General features: G+C 50.8%; 19 protein-coding genes. 13 read left to right on the top strand and 6 right to left on the bottom strand.

The features are described from left to right. The first annotated feature begins 92 nt into the window (after positions 1-92). From BDT_RS04865 to BDT_RS04885, 5 genes are all read left to right on the top strand, one after another. Complete coding sequence (locus BDT_RS04865) at positions 93-563, top strand: hypothetical protein (protein WP_015090150.1); 471 nt, start codon at positions 93-95, stop codon at positions 561-563. A gap of 136 nt (positions 564-699) precedes the next feature. Next, a complete protein-coding gene (locus BDT_RS04870; RefSeq protein ID WP_015090151.1) occupies positions 700-1863 on the top strand; it encodes a hypothetical protein in 1164 nt (387 codons plus the stop codon). Positions 1864-1881: 18 nt separating this feature from the next. Further along, entirely contained in the window at positions 1882-2514 is a 633-nt protein-coding gene (gene tmk / locus BDT_RS04875) for a dTMP kinase (RefSeq protein WP_015090152.1), read from the top strand. Positions 2515-2524: 10 nt separating this feature from the next. Continuing rightward, complete coding sequence (locus BDT_RS04880; RefSeq protein WP_015090153.1) at positions 2525-3469, top strand: DNA polymerase III subunit delta'; 945 nt, start codon at positions 2525-2527, stop codon at positions 3467-3469. Between the two features lie 41 nt (positions 3470-3510). Beyond that, positions 3511-4281, top strand: a complete 771-nt coding sequence (locus BDT_RS04885) for a TatD family hydrolase (protein ID WP_015090154.1) — start codon at positions 3511-3513, stop codon at positions 4279-4281. On the opposite strand, the gene BDT_RS04890 is transcribed toward BDT_RS04885, so the two are convergent. After that, positions 4244-5179, bottom strand: coding sequence for a S1 family peptidase (locus tag BDT_RS04890; RefSeq protein ID WP_015090155.1), 936 nt, complete (start codon positions 5177-5179; stop codon positions 4244-4246). The two genes, BDT_RS04885 and BDT_RS04890, sit on opposite strands and share 38 nt — an antisense overlap. Before the next feature lie 244 nt (positions 5180-5423). On the opposite strand from BDT_RS04890, the gene BDT_RS04895 reads away from it, so the two are divergent. From BDT_RS04895 to tpiA, 7 genes are all read left to right on the top strand, one after another. Beyond that, positions 5424-6887, top strand: a complete 1464-nt coding sequence (locus BDT_RS04895) for a beta-sandwich domain-containing protein (RefSeq protein WP_015090156.1) — start codon at positions 5424-5426, stop codon at positions 6885-6887. Positions 6888-7029: 142 nt separating this feature from the next. Then, positions 7030-8592: a beta-sandwich domain-containing protein gene (locus BDT_RS04900; protein WP_015090157.1), complete on the top strand. Its 1563-nt coding sequence runs from the start codon at positions 7030-7032 to the stop codon at positions 8590-8592. Between the two features lie 70 nt (positions 8593-8662). Then, positions 8663-10027: a beta-sandwich domain-containing protein gene (locus BDT_RS04905; protein ID WP_015090158.1), complete on the top strand. Its 1365-nt coding sequence runs from the start codon at positions 8663-8665 to the stop codon at positions 10025-10027. 105 nt (positions 10028-10132) lie between these two features. Beyond that, positions 10133-11107, top strand: a complete 975-nt coding sequence (locus tag BDT_RS04910) for a beta-sandwich domain-containing protein (RefSeq protein WP_015090159.1) — start codon at positions 10133-10135, stop codon at positions 11105-11107. A 146-nt stretch (positions 11108-11253) separates the two neighbouring features. Further along, positions 11254-12261: a type I glyceraldehyde-3-phosphate dehydrogenase gene (gene gap, locus BDT_RS04915; protein WP_015090160.1), complete on the top strand. Its 1008-nt coding sequence runs from the start codon at positions 11254-11256 to the stop codon at positions 12259-12261. A 3-nt stretch (positions 12262-12264) separates the two neighbouring features. Continuing rightward, entirely contained in the window at positions 12265-13473 is a 1209-nt protein-coding gene (locus BDT_RS04920; protein ID WP_015090161.1) for a phosphoglycerate kinase, read from the top strand. An 11-nt stretch (positions 13474-13484) separates the two neighbouring features. After that, a complete protein-coding gene (gene tpiA / locus BDT_RS04925) occupies positions 13485-14210 on the top strand; it encodes a triose-phosphate isomerase (protein ID WP_041577058.1) in 726 nt (241 codons plus the stop codon). A 3-nt stretch (positions 14211-14213) separates the two neighbouring features. Here tpiA and BDT_RS04930 read toward each other — a convergent pair whose 3' ends face one another. The 3 genes from BDT_RS04930 to asnS form a co-directional block, all read right to left on the bottom strand. Continuing rightward, positions 14214-14648, bottom strand: coding sequence for a hypothetical protein (locus BDT_RS04930; RefSeq protein ID WP_015090163.1), 435 nt, complete (start codon positions 14646-14648; stop codon positions 14214-14216). A gap of 13 nt (positions 14649-14661) precedes the next feature. Further along, positions 14662-15804, bottom strand: a complete 1143-nt coding sequence (locus BDT_RS04935) for a hypothetical protein (protein WP_148278718.1) — start codon at positions 15802-15804, stop codon at positions 14662-14664. A gap of 340 nt (positions 15805-16144) precedes the next feature. Further along, positions 16145-17536, bottom strand: coding sequence for an asparagine--tRNA ligase (asnS, locus tag BDT_RS04940; RefSeq protein ID WP_015090165.1), 1392 nt, complete (start codon positions 17534-17536; stop codon positions 16145-16147). Positions 17537-18024: 488 nt separating this feature from the next. Here asnS and ilvA point away from each other — a divergent pair, with 488 nt between their 5' ends. Then, positions 18025-19236: a threonine ammonia-lyase gene (ilvA, locus tag BDT_RS04945; RefSeq protein ID WP_015090166.1), complete on the top strand. Its 1212-nt coding sequence runs from the start codon at positions 18025-18027 to the stop codon at positions 19234-19236. Here ilvA and BDT_RS04950 read toward each other — a convergent pair. Beyond that, a complete protein-coding gene (locus BDT_RS04950; protein WP_041577061.1) occupies positions 19153-20031 on the bottom strand; it encodes a substrate-binding periplasmic protein in 879 nt (292 codons plus the stop codon). The genes ilvA and BDT_RS04950 overlap by 84 nt on opposite strands. An 89-nt stretch (positions 20032-20120) precedes the next feature. Then, positions 20121-20723, bottom strand: a complete 603-nt coding sequence (gene msrA, locus BDT_RS04955) for a peptide-methionine (S)-S-oxide reductase MsrA (RefSeq protein ID WP_080602335.1) — start codon at positions 20721-20723, stop codon at positions 20121-20123. Positions 20724-20740 lie beyond the last annotated feature (17 nt).

Consider the following 20740-nt stretch of genomic DNA (forward strand, 5'->3'; position numbering starts at 1 on the left):
CGTCCACCCCAAAGTGACCCGTTTTGGGCAACATATCGCATCACGTCATGAGTCTGTTGAGTCTTCAGTCCATATTGATCACCATAGAGGTTATGAAAAACACCCTTCGTCTTTCGCTCTGCCTATTTTTTGTGCTTCTGTCGGCCTGTACTTCTCAGGAAGGAAAGATCAAAAAGCTCGCATTGGAGCTGGGGGAAAAGAAATTCCAGGAACAGCTGAAGATCGAAGCCGATGATTCCATCAAACAATCCGAATGGCTGAATAAGTCCTATCAGGAATTCATGCTGAAGAAATCTGAAGTCGAAGTGGTGGAGGTCAAGCTCCTGACCGAAACAAAAGCCACTGCCGTGGTGGTGGTAAATACCTATCCGCCTTCGCTTAGAATGACCCTCGCCCGCATTGCCGGAGGCATGGATCCCGGTCGCAGCCGCAGTTTCAATTTTGCCGAAGCCGTGAACGGAATCGGAAAGCAGATCGGCAAATCCCCGGAACCCATCGAACTGCCGTTGATTATGTACAAGTTCAATAAAACCTCCGCAGGAACATGGGTGGTTGAGTTTTAAGGGGTCCCACGCCTCAGCTCGAACTGGTGGCGGGCTAGGGCCTGCCGTCTAAGCCTTAGACAGCGGAAAATCGAGAAATCATATAGTTAGCATTGCTAAAAGCCCGGTCCTTGGATTGCATTTTTCACCGCTTAATATGAAAAACGTAGTTCGCTCCCTTACCTTTGCGGCATTGCTTGTCTCAACTTGGGTCCCAGCCTGGGCCGAGGATCTTTCGTCGGTTGAGACCGAGATCGTGGAAAGCACGCTTGAAAAAGCGCAGGTCGCCGAGCAGGACAAACTGCGAATCAAAGTCGGCAAGGGCGAACAAATCTATGAATTTGAAACGACTCCGAATCGCGAAAGCATGAAGGAATCATTGGGTCTGAAGATCCCGGATAAAGTGCGTGAACAGATCATCGCCCGTGGTGGCTCTGTCGCTGAAACTGATCCTTTGGAGCCGTTTGAAAGCCTGCCGGAAGATCGCCGCAAGAAATTCCATGAAATGCGTCTGATGTTTTTGACGAATGCCGCGCGCATTCTGAATTCCACCAAGTTCGTTTACGGGGCGGGCAGCCTGGTGGGCGATGGTCTGAGTTTTGTGAAAATCAAAGTGAAAAAGGCCTTCGGGAAAGAAACTGTTGTCGAGTCCCAGGCGCAAAGAACCTTCCAAGTGCGCAGCCAGCAGGCTGTACAAAGCATCTTGCGTGGTCTGGATTACAAACTGTGGTCTCAGGCCCCGCTTGTGATTGATTCCAATGAATTTGGTTTAAGTGTTTCTGCCGGGATTCTGGCTGAAGCCGGCGTTCTAAGAAAAGGCGGCGGGGGAGCTGACGAAGTCGGTTTCAGCATTGCCTTTAACAAAACCAAAAAAGCTTTCGTGTTTGAGATCTTCCATAACTCTGAGAAATTCGACAACACCAAGGCGGCCATCACTGTGATCGGTGTGGTCGGTAAAGCCGGTATTACCATGGGCCGCCGTGATGGTGCAGAGACCCTGAAGGGGTCTTCGTTCTATCCACCAGCGATCCCGGGTTACAGCACCTCTTCGCCTGAGTTTTTCTCTTCCGGATTGAGCTCCAGTCTTGGATTCCCGCCACCACCGCTGGCGGACCTTTTGACGTTCACCAACCGCTTTGAACGCCAGGCTTTGATCCGCATAACCGTGTCACCGCTGGTCAAAGGATTCGTCAGAGTCCAAATAGGCGATGTGAAGGGTTCTGTGCGCCTTGTCGCGATGCGATTTGTTGACGTCTACACCGCAATATCTGACAAAGTCCACTTAGGTGGGCGTCGTGCTTGCGGCCCTGTATTCAACTAATCTATCTTGCGGTGCAAAATGAAATTTATCGTATTTGAGGGGCTGGACGGCTCCGGCAAAAGTTCTTTGATGGCGGCGTTGGAGCGTGAGCTGCAAAACAGAGCCATCAACTTTTTGCGCACCCGTGAGCCCGGCGGAACCCCGCTGGGTGATGAAATCCGCAACATGATTCTTCGTAAGGAAGGCCCGGCCCCAACCCCGCGTACAGAATTGCTGCTATATGAAGCCAGCCGTTCCCAGCACGTGGATCAGGTGATTCGTCCGGCTTTGGCTGCGGGCACCTGGGTTCTGTGTGATCGTTTTGCGGCAAGCTCTGTCGCGTTTCAAAGCGGCGGCCGTGCGATCTCTGAAGCCGATGTGGTCATGCTGAACACTTTTGCCACCGGCGGTTTGAAAGCCGACATCACCGTTCTTTTGGATTTGTCTGTGGAAGAAAGCCGTCGCCGCCGTCAGGGGCGTGGTGCTGTTACCGGTGAAACCGAAGACCGTATTGAATCTGAAGCCGACACTTTCCATGAAAACGTTCGTCAGTCTTTCCTGAAGCAGTCTCGTGAAGACGCCGCTGCGTGGATCGTGCTGGATGCGCGTGAAACCCAGGAAGTTTTGTTTAAACAGCTGTTGCAGTCTTTGACTGAACGAAAAGTTCTGTAAGGACGCAACTATGGCCCGCATGCTGGATTTCGTCTTAGGACATCAGGAAACAATCAAAAAAATGGTCGAGTCTTTCGAAAACGGAAAGCCCGGTCAGACCTTTTTGTTTGTCGGTCCGGGCGGCATCGGCAAGAAGCTGACCGCGATGGGTCTGGCACAGGCTCTGCTTTGTCCTTCCAGCCCGCGGGGCTGTGGTAAATGTCCCTCTTGCTTCCGAATTTCTCAAGGGTCTCATGAAGGCCTGAAGGTGATTGCACCCAATGGTGCCAACATCAAAATGGAACAGGCCAAAGAGGTTCTTGAATTTCTCAGTCTGCGCAGTCTGACCGGCAATCGTGTGATCGTTATTGATCAGGCGCAAACCCTGAATCCACAGGCGGCCAATGCCTTGCTAAAAACTTTGGAAGAACCGCCAGAAGGCACGTTCTTCTTTTTGATTGCTCCAAGTGTGGCGGGGATTCTGCCCACCATTCGGTCGCGATCCCGCATTGTGCAGTTCCGTCCACTGACGCAGGAAGATCTGGGGAAGCGCGTGAAAGCGCCAGCCTGGGCTTTGAAGGCGGCGGGGGGCAGCTTTGAAAAGCTGGCTCAGTTGCAGGAAGGTCCTGAACAGGAAGTGCGCGAAAAGGCGGTCGAGCTTCTGACTTTGTTTATTCAGGATGCCGACTTCCTTCTAAATGAACTGTGGAGAACCGAGTTCAAAGACCGCGCTCAAGGGCAGCGCATGATTTCTTATTGGATTGGCTTCTTAAAAGATGCCATTTGTCTGCAAGAGGGTGCCAAAACTCAGATTGTGAATCTGGATCAGGCCCCGCTGATTAAGGTCCTGGCAGAGCTTGAGCGTTCACGAATTCTGAATTTGATTCAGAAAGCACTCCAAGTGGAGCTGGCCTTTGCCGCCAATCGTGATCCGCAGCTGATCATCGAAGAATTCTACGTAACTTCCAAGGCGTAAACCGCATTGTCACAATCCGGTGCGGCTGTTATACTTGCCCTATGGAATGGATCGATATTCACGCACATTTGAATATGCTCGAAGAGGGTGTTGAAGCCGCTATCAACAATGCGAAGGCCGTGGGCGTGAAGAAGATCATCACCATCGGCACCCAGCCGGAAGATCATCCGATCGTTCTGGATATCGCCCGTAAATATTATCCGGAAGTGTACTGCACTTTGGGTGTGCATCCTCATGACGGTGGCGTTTACACGGAAGCTGCCGGTAAATTTATCGAAGACCACGTCAGTGAACCTTGTGTGGTGGCTGTCGGTGAAATCGGTCTGGATTATTATTATGACAATTCCCCGCGTGAACTTCAGAAGGAAGCCTTCCGCGCGCAGCTTGAAATCGCCCGCAGAACAAAAATGCCGGTCGAGATTCACACCCGCGATGCGGAAGAAGACACGATCGAGATTTTAAAAGAATTCAAAGGCGAGCTGACAGGGCTGATCCATTGCTTCACGGGAACAGAATGGCTGGCCCGCCAGGCGTTGGACGTGGGATTCAATATCTCTATCAGTGGTGTGGTGACTTTCAAAAGTGCCGATTCTTTGCGTGAAACAGTGAAGATGCTGCCACTGGATCGTATCCATGTGGAAACCGATTCACCCTTTCTGGCGCCGATCCCGATGCGCGGGCGTAAGAACACTCCGGCTTACGTTGTTCACACGGCGAAGTTCGTGGCTGACCTGAAAGGGATCAGCCTTGAACAACTGTGTGAGCAGACGCGTATCAATGCTCTGAAAATGTTCCCGAAAATTCAGTGGTAGTTTGCAGCAACTGGGCGCGCGTGGTTTTGATCCATGGCGCGAACGGGGCCACCTTGGTCGCCTGGGCAATGCCAGCACAGCTGACTTGTCCGTTTGGCAGGCGTTTGCCATAGACCGCGGAATTGACTCCGATCACTTTCAGCACACCATTTTCATGTGAAAACTGCGGTCCACCGGAATCCCCCTGACAGATGAATACCGGCACTTTTGAGTTCAGCCAATAACGGTCATTGTAGCGGTTGAATTGGGAATCGATCCGCATAACTCCACGATGCAGCTGCCCCAGGTACGCAAAGAGGTCTTCGTTCGGTTTGCCGGTGTAATCCTTAGAGCGTCCAAAGCCATACACATAAACACTTCGGCCGGAATAATCTCTATTGGATTCGGTGTCGATACTGACCGTGGAATAACCTTCCGGAATGCCGCCATCGAAGGTCGCGATGGCGATGTCATGATCATAAAGTTTGGTGGAATTAAATTTCGGGTGGTGTTTATACGCCAGTCCCCGGCGGGTGGTTTCACGCACCAGCATCTTGCGGCCGAAGATCTCATAGTTGTTCGTGAACACAATATTGAATCCAGTCATGCCTTTGATGCTGTCGTCGAAACAATGCCCGGCTGAAAGCACCGTCTGTGGTGCGATCAGGGTGCCGGTGCAAAATGCCAGAACCTGATTGTGTCTGTTGATCATTTCAATCAAGACCACGCTGCGGGCGGCTTGGGTACCGCGTTCCCGAATCGGGTCCCCGTTAATAATACCTGTTTGGGACGTGTCGGAAGGCTCTTCCGCAGCGGGCCCGAATGAACGGGGGCTGCAGGCGGTCAGGGCAAGAAGGGTCGCTGTCAGGGCTGCGACCAGGGTTTTTAAGGCCGGGGAGGGGCTTTTAAATGCATTCATGGGATGACTCCTTGATGTGATCATCAATTGCTATCGCACGCTTTGCGGGGTCACCCGTTTTCTTTCTGAAACCTGCAAAAACACAGTTACCGTGAGGACTTGGGAACGCGCCGAAAAAGGACCTGCTGTCTAATTCTGAGTCAGTAAAAAATGCCCAGCTCAAAATTAGAGCTTATTTAGGAACCATTGTGGAGGCACGAACTTTGGAATAATCGCACTGTCTATTAAAAACAGGAGCGTCTTTATGAAGAACACACAATGGGTGGCGGGTTTGCTTGCCGCCGTGACTTTGATTCAGGCCTCAGCCCACGCTGAGATTATTTCGGACCTGCCGGGCTTTGACGATGGTGGCTCTCAAGGCCAGACGTTCCGTCCGCCTCCTCCGCCGATGCCTGATCAGGGCGTGACCCGTCAATATACGGATGTGGCGAACCTGGATCAGATCAGCCGCAAATCCGGTGGTGAAGCCTATCGTTTTAATCTGGTTCAACCCACTGTTTTGAAATATCTGGAGCTGAAAGTTCAGTCCAGCCGCCTGAAGATCCATGAAGCCACGGTGATGACCGTCAGCGGTCAGCGCTATATGATTCGTGAATTCCATAACAGCAACGTGCTTGAATCGGGCACCGTGTTGACCTCTGAAAACCTGAATCTGAATGAAGACATCCGCACGATTGAGCTGCGTATGGAGTCCTATTCCAATGCGGCGACGATTTCCCTGAAAGCCGTGGGGGACAGAGCGGTTCCTCGCCTGTCTGTGCAAAGACCTGTGATTGTGGCGCCGCCGACAACACCTTCACAGCCCAATCGTCCGACGCAGCCGTCGCAACCAAGCCGTCCGGTCGACACGCGTTTGAGTTCCGGTGATGTTGTGGTGTCGGTTTCTTCTCAGGGCAAATACTATGATGGCCGTGTGGTTGAGGTTTATCAGAACGGCAAGGTTCTGGTTCGCGACAATGACGATGGCAAAACATACGTTCGCGATATTTCCACTGTAGGCAAACGTATTTCCTGTGCATCCAATGGTTTGTGCGAAGGTGAAAACGTCATGGCGTACCCTGTGGGGACTCAGTCTAAAAACTACATGGGTAAAGTCATGGCTATATATTCCAATAATATGGTGAAAATGCGTGATGAAGATGACGGCAAGGAATACTTCCGCGATATCAAGGTCATCCACCGCAAATTGAACTGCCTCGAGTCCCTTTGTGTGAAAGACCGTGTTCTTTCCCGCTCGAATGACGGTTCCAAGTACTACGGCGGTAAAATTGAAGAGATCTATTCCAATGGTATGTTCGCTGTTCGTGATGACGATGATAGCAAGGTTTACCTCCGCGTAAGCCAGAACCTCTTTAAATCCGTACAGTGTCACAGTTCAGGTCTTTGTATTAAAGACCGTGTGATGTCCAAATCCACTGACAAGTACTACTTCGGCACAGTGACAGGGGTTTACTCCAATGGCCTTATTTATGTGCGCGATGACGACGACGGTAAATCTTATGCTCGTCAGCAGAACGTAGTGTTTAAAGAAGTCAAATGTGCCAACGGCTTCTGCCGTGGCGACCGTGTTCTGTCCACTCTGAGCAATGGCCGTTATTATGCAGGCCGTGTGGAAGGGGCCTATTCCGGCGGCATGATCTCGGTTCGTGATGACGACGACGGCAAGGTGTACGTGCGCCCTCATACGGTTTTGTCCCGCGCCAGATAGTCCAAGGCGCCCTTGGGCGCCCGCTGTCCAGGAATGAGACAGTTGACCAGCTTTAAAACAAATTTATCTGTGTTTGAGTCCCTCCGCAGGCGGCACGAACCTTGGATTACTGCCTGCGGAACCAAAACAGTATGGAGTCTTTATGAAACGTCGGTTGATTGCCACTGTGCTTGCGACACTTGCGATGATGCAAAATGCCCAGGCGGATATTATTTCAGACCTGCCAGGCTTTGATGATGCCGGCACGGGCACGGCGTTCCCGCCACCTCCACCTGAGGCAGGGTCTGATACTCAAACAGTGCAGCGCCAGTACACGGGCGAAGTTCAGGTGCGCGAGGTGTCCCGCAAAACCGACGGTGAGATCCGTAAGATCACTTTGGCTGAGGCTTTGACTTTGCAAAATATGGAAATCAAAGCCCGCAACGCCCGCGTGAAAATTCACGAAGTGACTTTGATTCTGGCCAATGGTCAGCGTTCCGACGTTCGTGAGCTTAGAAACGCGGCTGTTTTGGATATCGGTGGGACCGCGTCCTCCGGCAACTTGAATTTGAATCAGAAAGTGGCGGCGATTGAAATCCGCGCTGAATCCTATGGTGGTATCAGCGAATTGTCCGTGAGAGCGGTTTCTGATCTGGGTGTGCCGCGCATGACGGCGCAGGCTCCGGCAGTCGCTACACCGGTAGCTCCAACAGCTCCTCCAGCTCCGGGCCGTGCTGAAGAATCCGCGACTGTTCGTGTGGCTGACAAGGTTCTGTTCAACAACGGCAATAACTATGTCGGCACGGTGAAAGAGATCTTCATGAACGGTAAAGCCCGTGTCAGCTTCCCGGGTTACAGCCAGGATTCAATTCTGGATGTGAAGGATCTGGCTCGTTCCGTGAACTGCCAGGGCACTCACTGTGTGGGCGACCGCGTTTTGTTTGATAACGGCAACCAGTATGTGGGCGTGATCAGTCTGGTCTTTAGCAATGGTGTCAGACAGGTCAAGTTCCCGGGTTACAGTGAGCCTTCTTATCTGAAAGGTCAAGACCTGCAAAAGTCTGTTCAATGTGTGGGTGCTGTGTGTGCGGGTGAAAGAATCATCTACAACAACGGCAGCAACTATTATGCAGGCACTATCCGTGAGGCCTTCGTGAATGGCACAGTTTCCATCAAGTTTGACGGTTACAGCGAGTTGAGCTTCATCGATCAGAAGAAGCTGATGAAAAATCAGGCTTGCGGTAAAAATATCTGTGTCGATGACCGTGTGATGTACAACAACGGCAGTGGCGTTTTTGGTGGCCAGGTGAAAGAAATCTACACAGATGGTTCCGCCAAGGTCCGCTTTGATGGATACAGCGAGGTCAGCTATATCCACACATCTCGTCTGGTGAAGGCGACGTCTTCTGTGCAAGGCCTCAGCAATGGCACACGTGTTCTTTTCTATAATGGTTCTGGTCACTTCATCGGAACAGTTCGTGAGACTTTTGCTGATGGCACCGCTTCTGTCCGCTTTGATGGTTACTCTGATCTGAGCTTCATCGATGTGAAACGTCTGGGGCTTCAGACTGATTGTAAGAAAAATATCTGCACAGGCAACCGCGTGATCCTGAATGGTCAGCATCCAGGAACTGTGCGTGCGGTCTATACCAATGGTTATGCGTTGGTGAAGTACGATGGATACAGTGAGATGAGCTTTACTGATATATCCAAGCTTTCAAGATAAAGCCGAGTGGTAAATAGAGATTAGAAATTAGGGTTTTGAAGTTTAAATACCTGTAAATCTGGAGAATGTTATGAAAAAGAAACTGGTTCTTGGAATGTTGGCTGCGGCAGCAGTGATGCAGGCGACAAGCCCTGCGATGGCACAATACAATGACAACCGCCCGGGTCGTTACCCTGAAGCTCCGATGCCACCACCACCTCCGGGTCAGTATCTTCAGGAAGGCACTTTGGAAATCCAGGGTATCAGTCGTAAATCAGGCGGAGAGTACTATCGCATCAGCCTGCGCCGTGCGGTTTCTTTGGAGCGCATTGAAGTGGCGGCTTTGGCAATGCGTTTGAAAATTCACGATGCCAGCGTGATCACTGAAGACGGCCAGCGTGTTTCCATCCGTGAATTCCGCAATACAGCGGTGTTTGGTGTGGGTTCCCGCGCGGTTTCTGAAAACCTGAACCTGCGTTCCCGCATCGTCGCTATCGACATCCTGGCTGAATCCTATGGTGGTTATGCAGATGTTCGCGTGACGGCGCTGTCTACAGACGAGCGTCCTCAGCTGGTTCTGGGCAATCTGCAGCCGGAAAGACCTCAGCGCCCGGATCGCCCAAACCGTCCTGAGCGCCCTGATCGTCCAGGCAATGGTGGCGGCCACGGTGGTGGTAACAATGTCTGCGCTCGTCGTGCTGACGTGACTCAATTGCTGGCACAGCTTGATGCAGACATGGAAACTTACAGCCGCACGAAAAACTCTGCAAGCTACGGCAGTCCGGTTTACAACATGGCTGAACGTGAACTGCAAGCCACCGCAGCGAAGATGATCGAAGTTGCCAACAGCCGCGAAGGTAAAGAAACCGCTCTTGAAAAACTGGAGATTTTGGGTGCTTTGTACTTCAAGAAGATGAATCAGTCTTCTTATGGTTCCACTCAGTACAATGCGTATTCTGCAGTGGGCACGGCAATGTTTAATGCGATGGAAAAAGGTCTTGAGGTGACAATGGCCTGTGACCTTCGTTCCACTCAAGAGCTGCTGGCGAAAGCTGACGAGATGTCCAGAAAGATGAATCAGCAGTCTTATGGATCTGTTGCTTACAACGCCTACATGGGTCTTTCAAAAAAGCTGTACTCTGAAGCGCCGGGTTTCTTTGAGAAAGAAGCTTATCAGAACAGAAGAACGTATGTTGATATGAATACGGATCTGGAAGCCTTCTTTGCGAAGGGTGTGTCGTATTCTTACGGTTCTGTGGCTTATAATTCTTACCAGGAGCTGGTGCAAAAAGCCTCTTTGGTTGCACAAGCCAGCTTGAGAGCCTCTTTGCCTGGTATGCGTCCTTTGGAGCGCATTGAACTGGTGAAGCAGTTCGATTCACGTAAGAACCGCTTCTCTTACGGCAGTGTTATTTACAACCACTACGAAGCTATGCGGGACATCAGCTCAAAATAAAGGTGTGTTAAGGGAATTTCGGTTCCCTTTTGACACTGGTTTTCTTGGCACAAAGTTTGGATATAGGGTCAACGGATTCACTAATCAGTCTTTTAAGGAGACTTTATGAAAAAGAACCTCGTTCTAGGATCAGTAATTGTCGCTTCCCTTGTACAATATACAAGCCCTGCGTTTGCGAACAAAGAAGTTATCGGCGGTATCATTGGTGGTATCATCGGTGGCGGTATCGGTACGCAAATTGGTAAAGGGAACGGCAACAAAGCAGCTATCATCATCGGAGCTGTGGCTGGAACATTGATTGGCTCTAAAGTCGGCAAGGACTTGGATGAAGCTGATCGTCAGGCTCTGGCAGAAGCGCAAAGACGTTCTTTGCAGGACAATATCGGCAGCCGCCGCGACTGGGATGGCCGTTCTTATGGTTCCCGCACCGGTGCTCGCGGAAGCTTCACTTCCACTCGTGAAGGTTACAACAACCGCACGGGCGAATACTGCCGTGAATACACTTCCATCATCTACATGCGTGACCGCACCGAAGAAACCCGTGGATATGCGTGCTCTCGCCGTGATGGTTCCTGGTATGAAGTAAAAGAGACTGAAGTTCGCTTCAACGGCCGTGGCAACGGTGGTGGCGGTGGTCGTCACAATAACGAACCAATCCGTCCTACTCCGGCTCCGACTCGCCCAACTCCTCCTCCAGCGCCGGGCGGTCAGTATGGTCATGGTTATGAAGGCACAGCTCAGATCAGCCAGATCACCCGCCGCACTGGTGGTGAGTGGTTCCGTGTGACCCTGCGCTATCCAATCGCTTTGGATCGCATCGAGATCCGTGGCTTGGCTGCGGGTGTTAAAATCCACGATACGACTGTGTATACTGAATCCAACCGTCGCATCCAGGTTCGTGAGCTGACCAACACGGGTACAGTTTACGCGGGTGATACAGCGATTTCCGAGAACCTGAACCTGCGTGAGCGTGTTCAAGTTATCGACATCCGTGCTGAGTCCATGGGTGGCGTTGCCGACGTACTTGTGAAGGCGATTTCCAGCGAAGACCGTCCTTCCCTGACAGTCAGCCGTTACTAAAAAACATCAGTGCCGCCAAAAGCGGTACAGATGCGGAAATTTTAAGTAATTTTCACTAAAAGCCAGTCTATGACTAACAGTGTCTAGACTGGCTTTTTAGTCTCCAAAAGTCGATATTGAGTGGGTTTAAAACAAGGAGCTCACTCATGTCTAAGTTGCGTGTTGGTATCAACGGTTTTGGTCGTATTGGTCGTGTTCTTTTCCGCGCGGGTTTTGAAAAATTCGATATCGTCGGAATCAATTCTCTGGACAGCATCGAAGGTGATGCTCACTTGCTGAAATACGACTCTGCCCACGGCGTGTTCAACGCTGATGTTTCCACCGAAGGTCACAACCTGATCGTAAACGGTAAAAAAATCGCAGTTTCCAAAACTCGCAATCCAGCCGAAGTTCCTTGGAAGGACCTGGGCGTGGACATCGTTCTTGAGTGCACAGGCGCATTCAAAAAACGCGAAGATTTCATGCAGCACATCTCTGCTGGTGCAAAACGCGTTCTGGTTTCCGGCCCTGCTGAAAAAGGCGCTGACATCACTATGGTGTACGGTATCAACCACGAATCCTACGATCCATCCAAGCACGTTGTTGTTTCCAACGCGTCCTGCACGACAAACTGTCTGGCGCCTTTGGCGAAGGTTCTGAACGACACATTCGGTATTGAACACGGTACCATGATGACAGTTCACTCTTACACGAATGACCAGAAGATCCTGGACGCTCCTCACAGCGATTTGCGCCGTGCCCGTGCAGCGGCTGTCAGCATGATCCCGACAACAACGGGTGCTGCGAAAAACGTGGGCCTGGTGCTGCCAGAGTTGAAAGGTCTGATCGACGGTATCTCCGTGCGTGTTCCGACTCCGAACGTTTCTTTGGTGGATTTTACATTCACTGCGAAAAAAGACGTGACCCGTGAATCCGTGAACGAAGCTTTGATCAAAGCTTCTGAAGGCGCGATGAAAGGTGTTCTGGCGGTAGAGCACAAAGAACTGGTCAGCGTTGACTTCAACGGCAACAAACACTCTTCCATCGTCGATCTGGCTACAACCATGGTTGTGGGCCCGCGCATGGTGAAAGTTCTTTCCTGGTACGACAATGAAACTGGCTTCTCCAACCGCATGGTTGACGTTGCTTTGCACATGCAGAAGAAAGGTCTTTAATTCATGGCTAACGGTCTTAAAGGCATCAAGACAGTTCGTGACTTCGAGTTGGCAGGGAAAGTTGTTTTCCTGCGCTTGGATTTGAACGTTCCAATGGAGAACGGCAAGATCACGGATGAAAACCGCATCACGGCTTCTTTGCCGACAATCAAGTATTGCATGGAACAAGGTGCGAAGCTGGTTATGGCTTCCCACCTGGGCCGTCCAAAAACCAAAGACGACACAGAGTTTTCTTTGGAGCCTGTGGCAAAACGCCTGCAGGATCTTTTGAATGCCGAAGTGATTCTGGTGGAAGAACCGGACTCTGACGCTCCAAAACACCTGTTGCCTTCCCTGAAACCAAATCAGTTGATCCTTCTTGAAAACGTGCGTTTTGAAGAAGGGGAGACGAAGGACTCCATCGAGTTCGCGCAAAAGATCGCCAACTACAGCGACATTTATATCAATGACGCTTTCGGGGCTTCTCACCGCGCTCACGCGACCATTCATGCTTTGCCTTCAGTGATGAAGGACAAAGGCATTGGCTTCCTGATTGAAAAAGAAATCACGATGCTGGATTCCTTGCTGCAAAATCCAAAACGCCCGTACATCGCGGTGATGGGTGGAGCAAAGGTTTCTGACAAGATCGCGGTTATCGAACGCCTGATGGACGTTGTTGACGGTTTCATCGTGGGTGGCGCGATGGCGTACACTTTCCTGAAAGCTCAAGGTCTGCCAGTTGGTAAATCTTTGGTTGAAAATGACAAATTGAAATACGCGAAAGAAATGATCGAGCGTATTGAAGCCCGCAATAAAACCATTTTGTTGCCGGTGGATCATGTGGCAACCAAAGGCATCACGGACACAGCGCACGCGCATGTGACCAATGATGTGGCGATCGCAGAAGACGAACTGGGTGTGGACATCGGTCCTAAGACCATCAAGAACTTCTCTGCAGCTTTGCGTGAAGCGGGAACTATTTTCTGGAACGGCCCTATGGGCATCTTTGAAAATCCGGCCTTCGCTAAAGGCACTTTCGGCGTAGCTGCGGCTATTGCTGAAAGCGATGCAGTTAAAATCGTGGGTGGTGGTGATTCTGCAGCGGCAGCGGAAGCTTCCGGCTTTGCAGGTAAAATGACCCACATTTCCACAGGTGGTGGCGCGTCCCTGGAATATCTTCAGGGCGATAAGCTTCCAGGTTTGGAAATTCTTAGAACCCGCATCCGCGCATAAGGATGGACGTTATGAAAAAGATTTTTGCTGCTAACTGGAAGCTTTTTAAATCCCCAAAGGAAACTCGAGAGTTTTTTGGCCAGTTCAAAGAGCTGGTGGGGAAGGCAACCGGCGAAGTGGTCTTTTTCCCTTCGGCGATTTCTTTGGAAGCTGCCAGTGAATCTTTGAAAGGTTCTGCCATCAAGTTTGGTGCGCAGAACTGTTATTTCCAGGCACAAGGTGCTTTCACAGGGGAAAACTCTGCTCAGGTCGTTAAAGAACTGGGCGGCAGCTATGTTCTGATCGGCCATAGCGAACGCCGTGCGATCTTCGGCGAAGGCGACGCCTTGGTGGCAGACAAAGTGGCTTTCGTTCAAGGTTTGGGTCTGACGCCGATGTTGTGCATTGGCGAAACCCTGCAAGAGCGTGAGTCTGCAAAGACTTTCCGTGTGCTTGAAACCCAGCTGAATCTGGGGCTGGCAAAAGCCGACAAATCCAAGCCTGTGGTCGTTGCTTACGAGCCGGTTTGGGCGATCGGGACGGGGAAAGTGGCAACACCGGAACAAGTGGCTGAAACGCACACTGATGTTTTCAATATTCTGAAAGCTCTGGGTTTTGAAACTGCGCCGATCCTTTATGGTGGCAGCGTGAAACCGGACAATGCCGCTGGGTTGATCAAACAACCGCACGTGAATGGTTTCCTGGTGGGTGGGGCTTCTTTGGAAGCAAAATCCTTCAGCGAGATTGCTTCCGTTTAGGATTTAGCCGTTGCCGTAGCGCTTTTGGCGCGCGGCTGCTTTGACAGCGTCTTCGACCAGTTTGGCGTCAGACGGGGAAAGCTTCTTCAGTGATTCGAGGAAGCTTTTTTTATTTTTCTCATACAGTGGCAGGACGATTTCGCCTGCGAACTGAGTCGGATCTTTTTTCAGCATTTCCACAGTCACACGCAGGATTTCGGCATCCAGTTCCGGCGTGGATTTTTTGACAGCGGATTGCACCGCACCTTCCAGGGCTTCAAACACTTCATCCTGAGCTTTCATGTCAGCTTCAGTCAGCTTGGTGTCTTCATCCGCTGTTTTGACGGTTTCAAGTTTCAAAGCCTGCAGTTTTGACACATCAGCAGACACCGCATCAGCCGCCAAAGCAGGGGCTGCGCAGAAGGAACAAACGATGGCAATAAGTGCTAATTTTCTCATTGTGCTCTCCTTCTTACGGTTTGATCATCACGCCGATCATTCTGTACGGTTTTCCCTGTTTCGCGTATCGACGCGCTTTCGGGGAACTTAAGAATGAATTGTTTGAATAGAAATCGCTGACAAAACCACCGTTGTCACCCCAGTCCGTTTTGATCTGAACGTCACCGGATTCCTTCGTGCCATTATGATAGACGATCACAGCGCCTTTTGGAACATCCGCAGGACTTTTGATCATGTCGCGGTACTTCGGATTGTCCATCAGATTGATCATGCCCTGGGCTTTCAGATCACGAACCGCATCGCGGGCATGTCCCCCTGGAGGATAGCGATCAATCATGTCACCACCCATCAGGGCGCGTTTGACATAGCGGTAACAGTAGCTTGTCGAGCGGGAGCGTTTGTTTCTCAATCCATAGCGGATAGTGTCTTTGACTTCTTTGCCTTCAGAATAGCCCATGATCATCGGATCATTGGACCACTTCCCGGCAGCCGCATTCTTGGGAATTGATGCACTTGAAGAGCGGCTGACTTCTTTACTGACGTTCTCCAGGTTCTGCAGATTGCGCTGAACAGTTTCGCTGGGCTTGGTTGTCGAGCAGTCTTTACAAGTCGTGATAAAGCCACCCTCGGTTTGACGAGGATCCTTGTTCTTCGCCAGATTTGGATCGACGTCCGGCATTTGATTGGCTTTGACGCTTTCTTTGGTCGGAAGTGTAGGGCGGGCCTCGGTTCCTTCCACAGGCAGGCCTTCACCGTCACGGATCGCTCGGGAAGTCAGTGCCACTTCAGGATCTTGTACCTCAGAACCGTCTTTGTCTTTAAAGGCCAGCCAAGGATCTTTCTGAGAGAAATAAACCCAGACTTCATCACCGGCTTTGGCTTTGGTTTTACCTTCGCCCACTTTCGTGATGCGAACTTTAACACCATAGGAACCGGTGCGTTTCAATTTGCGGGTTTCAAGGACAGTTCCTTCAGAGTCTTTCGGAACGACAGACACCACGTTTTTGGCTTTGCCGCGGAAATCAACCGATGAACGAGCATTCAGGTCTCCAGAGAAGACCACGTCCTGCAGTTCTTGGGGAATGTCAGCCAGCGCTGTGCTTCCCACAAGAACAAGAGCCATTGTGATGCGAATTGCTCGACTCAATAAATTCAAATTGATACTCCTTAGGGGCTCTTCGGTCTTCTGTCCAAAAGGTGAAGCCTGAACCCGGGAAACAAGTCGAAGGTCTGGTCTAAATCACAGATTGTTAATGAAAGTACGTTCTGGGGATGAATTCATGGTGTCTTACTCTGAGATACCTTTCTGATGGTGTATGAAGATATTCAGAGCAAAGCTTCAATATTTGTACCGCGTATAAAGTGGGTGTGATGAAGCTGACAGGGGATCCACTGTCAGGGTGGATGAAATCGTACAGAAGATTTTCAGGGGTGGTTTCCCGATGCGAAACGCGAATAAAAAAAAGGGGGATCAAGTGATCCCCTTTTTGAAGGTGCTAGAACAAAGCGTTCTTCGGTGTGCGCGGGAATGGAATCACGTCGCGGATATTTCCCATTCCAGTCACGTACATCAACATACGTTCGAAGCCCAGGCCGTATCCCGCGTGCGGGAACGTGCCGTAGCGGCGCAGATCCGTATAGAAGGAATATTCTTCCGGATGCAAGCCGACTTGTTTCATGCGGGATTCCAGCTTTTCGATATTGTCTTCACGCTGGGATCCGCCGATGATTTCGCCGATGCCCGGTGCCAGCAAGTCCATTGCACGAACAGTTTTGCCGTCTTCGTTCATCTTCATATAGAAAGCTTTGATGTCTTTTGGATAGTCGGTCACAAACACCGGCTTTTTGAAGTGCTCTTCAGCCAGGTAACGTTCGTGTTCAGACTGCATGTCGATGCCCCACTGAACCGGGTACTCGAATTTCTTGCCGCATTTTAGCAGAATGTCGATGGCTTCAGTGTAAGTCACACGTCCGAAGTCGTTATTCAGAACGTTGTTCAGTTTGTCGAACAGACCTTTTTCGACGAACTGGTTGAAGAATTCCATTTCTTCCGGACATTGTTCCATCACGTAGCGGATGATGTATTTGATCATGTCTTCAGCCAGTTCCATGTTCGCCGTCAGATCGGCAAAAGCGATCTCGGGCTCGATCATCCAGAACTCTGCCGCGTGGCGGGAGGTGTTGGAGTTTTCCGCACGGAAAGTCGGTCCGAACGTGTAGATGTTACGGAAAGCCGCACAGAAGGTTTCGCCGTTCAGCTGACCTGATACAGTCAGGTTGGTTTCTTTGCCGAAGAAGTCCTGGCTGGCATCAATGCTGCCGTCTTCTTTGCGCGGTGGTTTGTCCAGTTTCAGTGTTGTTACGCGGAACATTTCACCCGCACCTTCAGCGTCAGATCCCGTGATGATCGGAGTGTTCACATAGACAAAGTTTTGTTCGTTGAAGAACTTGTGGATCGCATAAGCCAATACAGAGCGCACGCGGAAGACCGCGCTGAATGTGTTGGTGCGTGGGCGAAGATGCGCGATCTCACGCAGGAATTCCATGCTGTGACGTTTGTTTTGCAGCGGGTATTCAAGATCCGCTTTTTGCACGATCTCGATTTTGGAAGCCATCACTTCAAAGCTTTGGCCTGCACCCTGGGATTTTACAACTTTGCCTATGACCAGTACGGAACTGGAAATGGAAAGAGCGGCAACGTCAGCAAAGTTTGAAAGATTATTATCAAAAACCACCTGCACACCTTTGAAGAAGGTGCCGTCATTCAGTTCGATGAAGCCGAAATTCTTTTGGTCGCGGATTTTGCGAACCCATCCGGAAAGATAGATTTCTTTGTCCAGATGCTTTTCTGTTTCTCTGAATAGCGATTTTACGAGCGTGGTTTTCATAGGGACCCTTTCAACAGTCCGATTAAAATATCGTTCTTTCGCATGCTTGTCCAAGATTGATGCGACTACGTGATGTCCGCTCGGGATGCCTGGAACAGGCCTCAAATTGCGCATAACGCGAAAAGTCATTAGTCATTTTGTGACGTCATTTCAATAGCTTAAATTGAGACCGCCCCTTGCTGGGGTCTGTGGACGGGCCTAAGATGAATGGAACTTCCAAAGGAGCACGTATGTCGGACTCTACACACTTTCGTCGCTGCCACCGCTGTGACACTGTCAACTCGGCTGACGGGGAGCTGGTGACGACCTGTGAATGCTGTGGAAAGCACCTTGCACCCTTCTATTTTTTCGACGAGAGTAGGGCCATGGGCATGACCGATTCGAACTTTTACTCCAGCCTTGGAGTGCGGGTTTCGTCCGGACTTTTGCCTCATAAAGAGTATCCTCCGGTGTGGGGATTAACTGTGTATTGGGAGCCCTGATCCAAAATGAAAGTCAGCTTTGCAGACATCCAAAAAGCCCGTGAACTTCTGAAAGACATCATCTGTCCAACCGAGATGAGTCATTCCATCAGCGCCAGCAACCTGCTTAAAAGCGAAGTGTACCTGAAGTTCGAAAACACTCAGCGCACCGGCAGTTTTAAATTCCGCGGGGCCTATAACAAAATTTCCAACCTGACAGCCGACGAAAAAGCCCGCGGTGTGGTGGCAAGCTCTGCCGGGAATCATGCTCAAGGGGTGGCGCTTTCAGCAAAACTGGCCGGGGTGAAATCCACCATCGTGATGCCGGAAACAGCCTCTATCAGCAAAGCCTCCGCGACCCGTGATTACGGCGCGAACGTGGTGCTGAAAGGCGAGATTTACGACGAGGCTTTCGAACACGCCCAGAAACTTGAAAAAGAACACGGCTATACATTCGTGCATCCTTATCAGGATCCACACGTCATTGCAGGTCAGGGGACCATCGGCATCGAGATCCTGGAAAAGGTTCCGGATTTGGACACGGTGATTGTGCCCATCGGTGGTGGTGGTCTGATCAGTGGTGTCGCGTTGGCGGTGAAAGCCATCAATCCAAAGATCCGCGTGATCGGGGTGCAAAGTGACCGTTCTCCGGGGATGGCGCATCTTTATAACAAGCAGCCTTTGTCCCAGATCAAACGTGCCGCTACTATTGCTGACGGTATTGCGATCAAAAATCCGTCTCAGGTGATGCTGGACAGTTTCATTTCCAAGTATGTCGATCAAGTGGTGACCGTCAGTGATGACGAGATCGCTGAAGCCGTGGTGTTCCTGATGGAAAGAGCCAAAACCGTGGCCGAAGGTTCTGGTGCCGCGGCGATGGCCGCGGCCATGTCCCGCGGACTGGATCTGGGTAAAAAGACGTGTGTGATTATCAGCGGTGGCAATATTGATTTGAATATCGTTTCCAAGATTATCGACCGTGGTCAGATTCTGCGCGGACGTCTGTGTGAGTTGTCCGTGATCGTGGATGACCTGCCGGGGAACTTGAGTCGTTTGACTCAGGCGATTGCTTCACAAAAAGCCAATATCCTGGAAGTGCGTCACGACCGAGTGTCGAAGGGGCTTTCACTGCGTGAAACCCGCATCGACTTCGTTCTAGAGACTACGAGCATTGAACATGTTGAACGGATTAAGCGGGCTCTTGAGGAAACTGGAGCCAAGGTTGTCCAAAGCACCTAAAGAAATGCCGGAGGACTGTTCCCAGTCCTTCAGGTTGTATTTTTGAAGAATCCGCTGCAGCTCTCCGCTGCGGCGAAGTTCCTCCACCCCACGAGTCAGAATTTCTGCGTATTCCTGAGACTTCGGATTGTTTGGCGAAAAAGAGATGTAAAGCGCCGGATCGTGATTTTCAACCCAGCCACCCACTTTCATATTTTCCATCGTGATCTTTGCTGACACGGACGTGTACTGCAGCACCACCGGATTTTCGATAAACCCATCCAGGCGTCCGGCCTGCATCATGCGAATAACCTGCTCCAGCGGGCGGTCCCCGGAAAACGGAATGAACGAACGATGGCGGGAACGGATCAGATTGTCGACGCTGTCACCATAGGTGTAGCCATTGATCACGCCGATCTTCATGCCCTGCAAAGACGGGCGGCCCTTGTAAGTCCATGTTGAATTTTTAGGAACGAAGTAGGCATTTTTCATGATGCCCAGGGATTTCTTGGGATAGATAAAGTCCGGCGCATCCACCACACTGCAACCCATCAGGCCCTGCACGCGGTTGCTGCGGGTGTCTTTGATGGCGCGCACCCAGTTGGAAAGTTTCACCTGCACTTTGTGGCCGTGTTTTTCAAAGACCGTGCGGGCGATTTCGACCATATAACCGGGAGTTTCAGAATCAGGATTGCATACGTAAGGGCACCAGAAGTCAGAACGGAAGGAAATCACGTCAGCACGGGCGCGCGCGGACGCGAAGACAGTTACTGACAGAATCAATGCGACAAGTGCTTGTTGAATTCTCAGGTTCATAAGGCCCCTCTCCTTACTTACTCTTATGCAATACTGTGCGGCTTCACAAGTTGCACGGAGAAAAGAAGGACCTTTCTGATATGTAACCTTTACTGTTTGAATTCGATTTTACGTTCGAAGTGGCAGGTGTATCCGCCAGGATTCTTTTGTAAATAATCCTGATGATATTCTTCGGCAGACCAAAAATCGGCAGCTTTGACGATTTGGGTGACCACGGGGCTTTTCCAAGCTCCTGATTTGTCCACGCGAGCTCTTACAATTTCTGCCTCATCTTTTTGTTTGTCAGAGGTATAGAAAATGGCACTGCGGTACTGGGTCCCGATGTCATTGCCTTGACGGTTGGTCGTCGTCGGATCGTGAATCTTATAGAAATAAAGCAGCAGATCCTGATAGGTGATCTTTTCAGGATTGAAGGTGATCTTCACAGTTTCGGCGTGATTGGTGGTGCCGGTTTTTACAAGATTGTAGTTGGCGTTTTTGGTGTCGCCGCCCATGTAACCGACTTCAGTTTGAGTGACACCGGGAAGTTTGCGCAGCAAATCTTCCATGCCCCAAAAACAGCCGCCGGCCAGATAAGCCACTTCAGACGTGCTCACGGTGGTTCCTTTCTTGGCAGACTTGGTCGCTTTGGCCTCAGAGTTGAGGCCCACTAATAATCCCAATGCTGCGAAAAACATAAAAAGGTGTTTCATGCCTGATATGTTAACAC

The organism is Bdellovibrio bacteriovorus str. Tiberius, from assembly GCF_000317895.1.
Taxonomy (GTDB): domain Bacteria; phylum Bdellovibrionota; class Bdellovibrionia; order Bdellovibrionales; family Bdellovibrionaceae; genus Bdellovibrio; species Bdellovibrio bacteriovorus_F.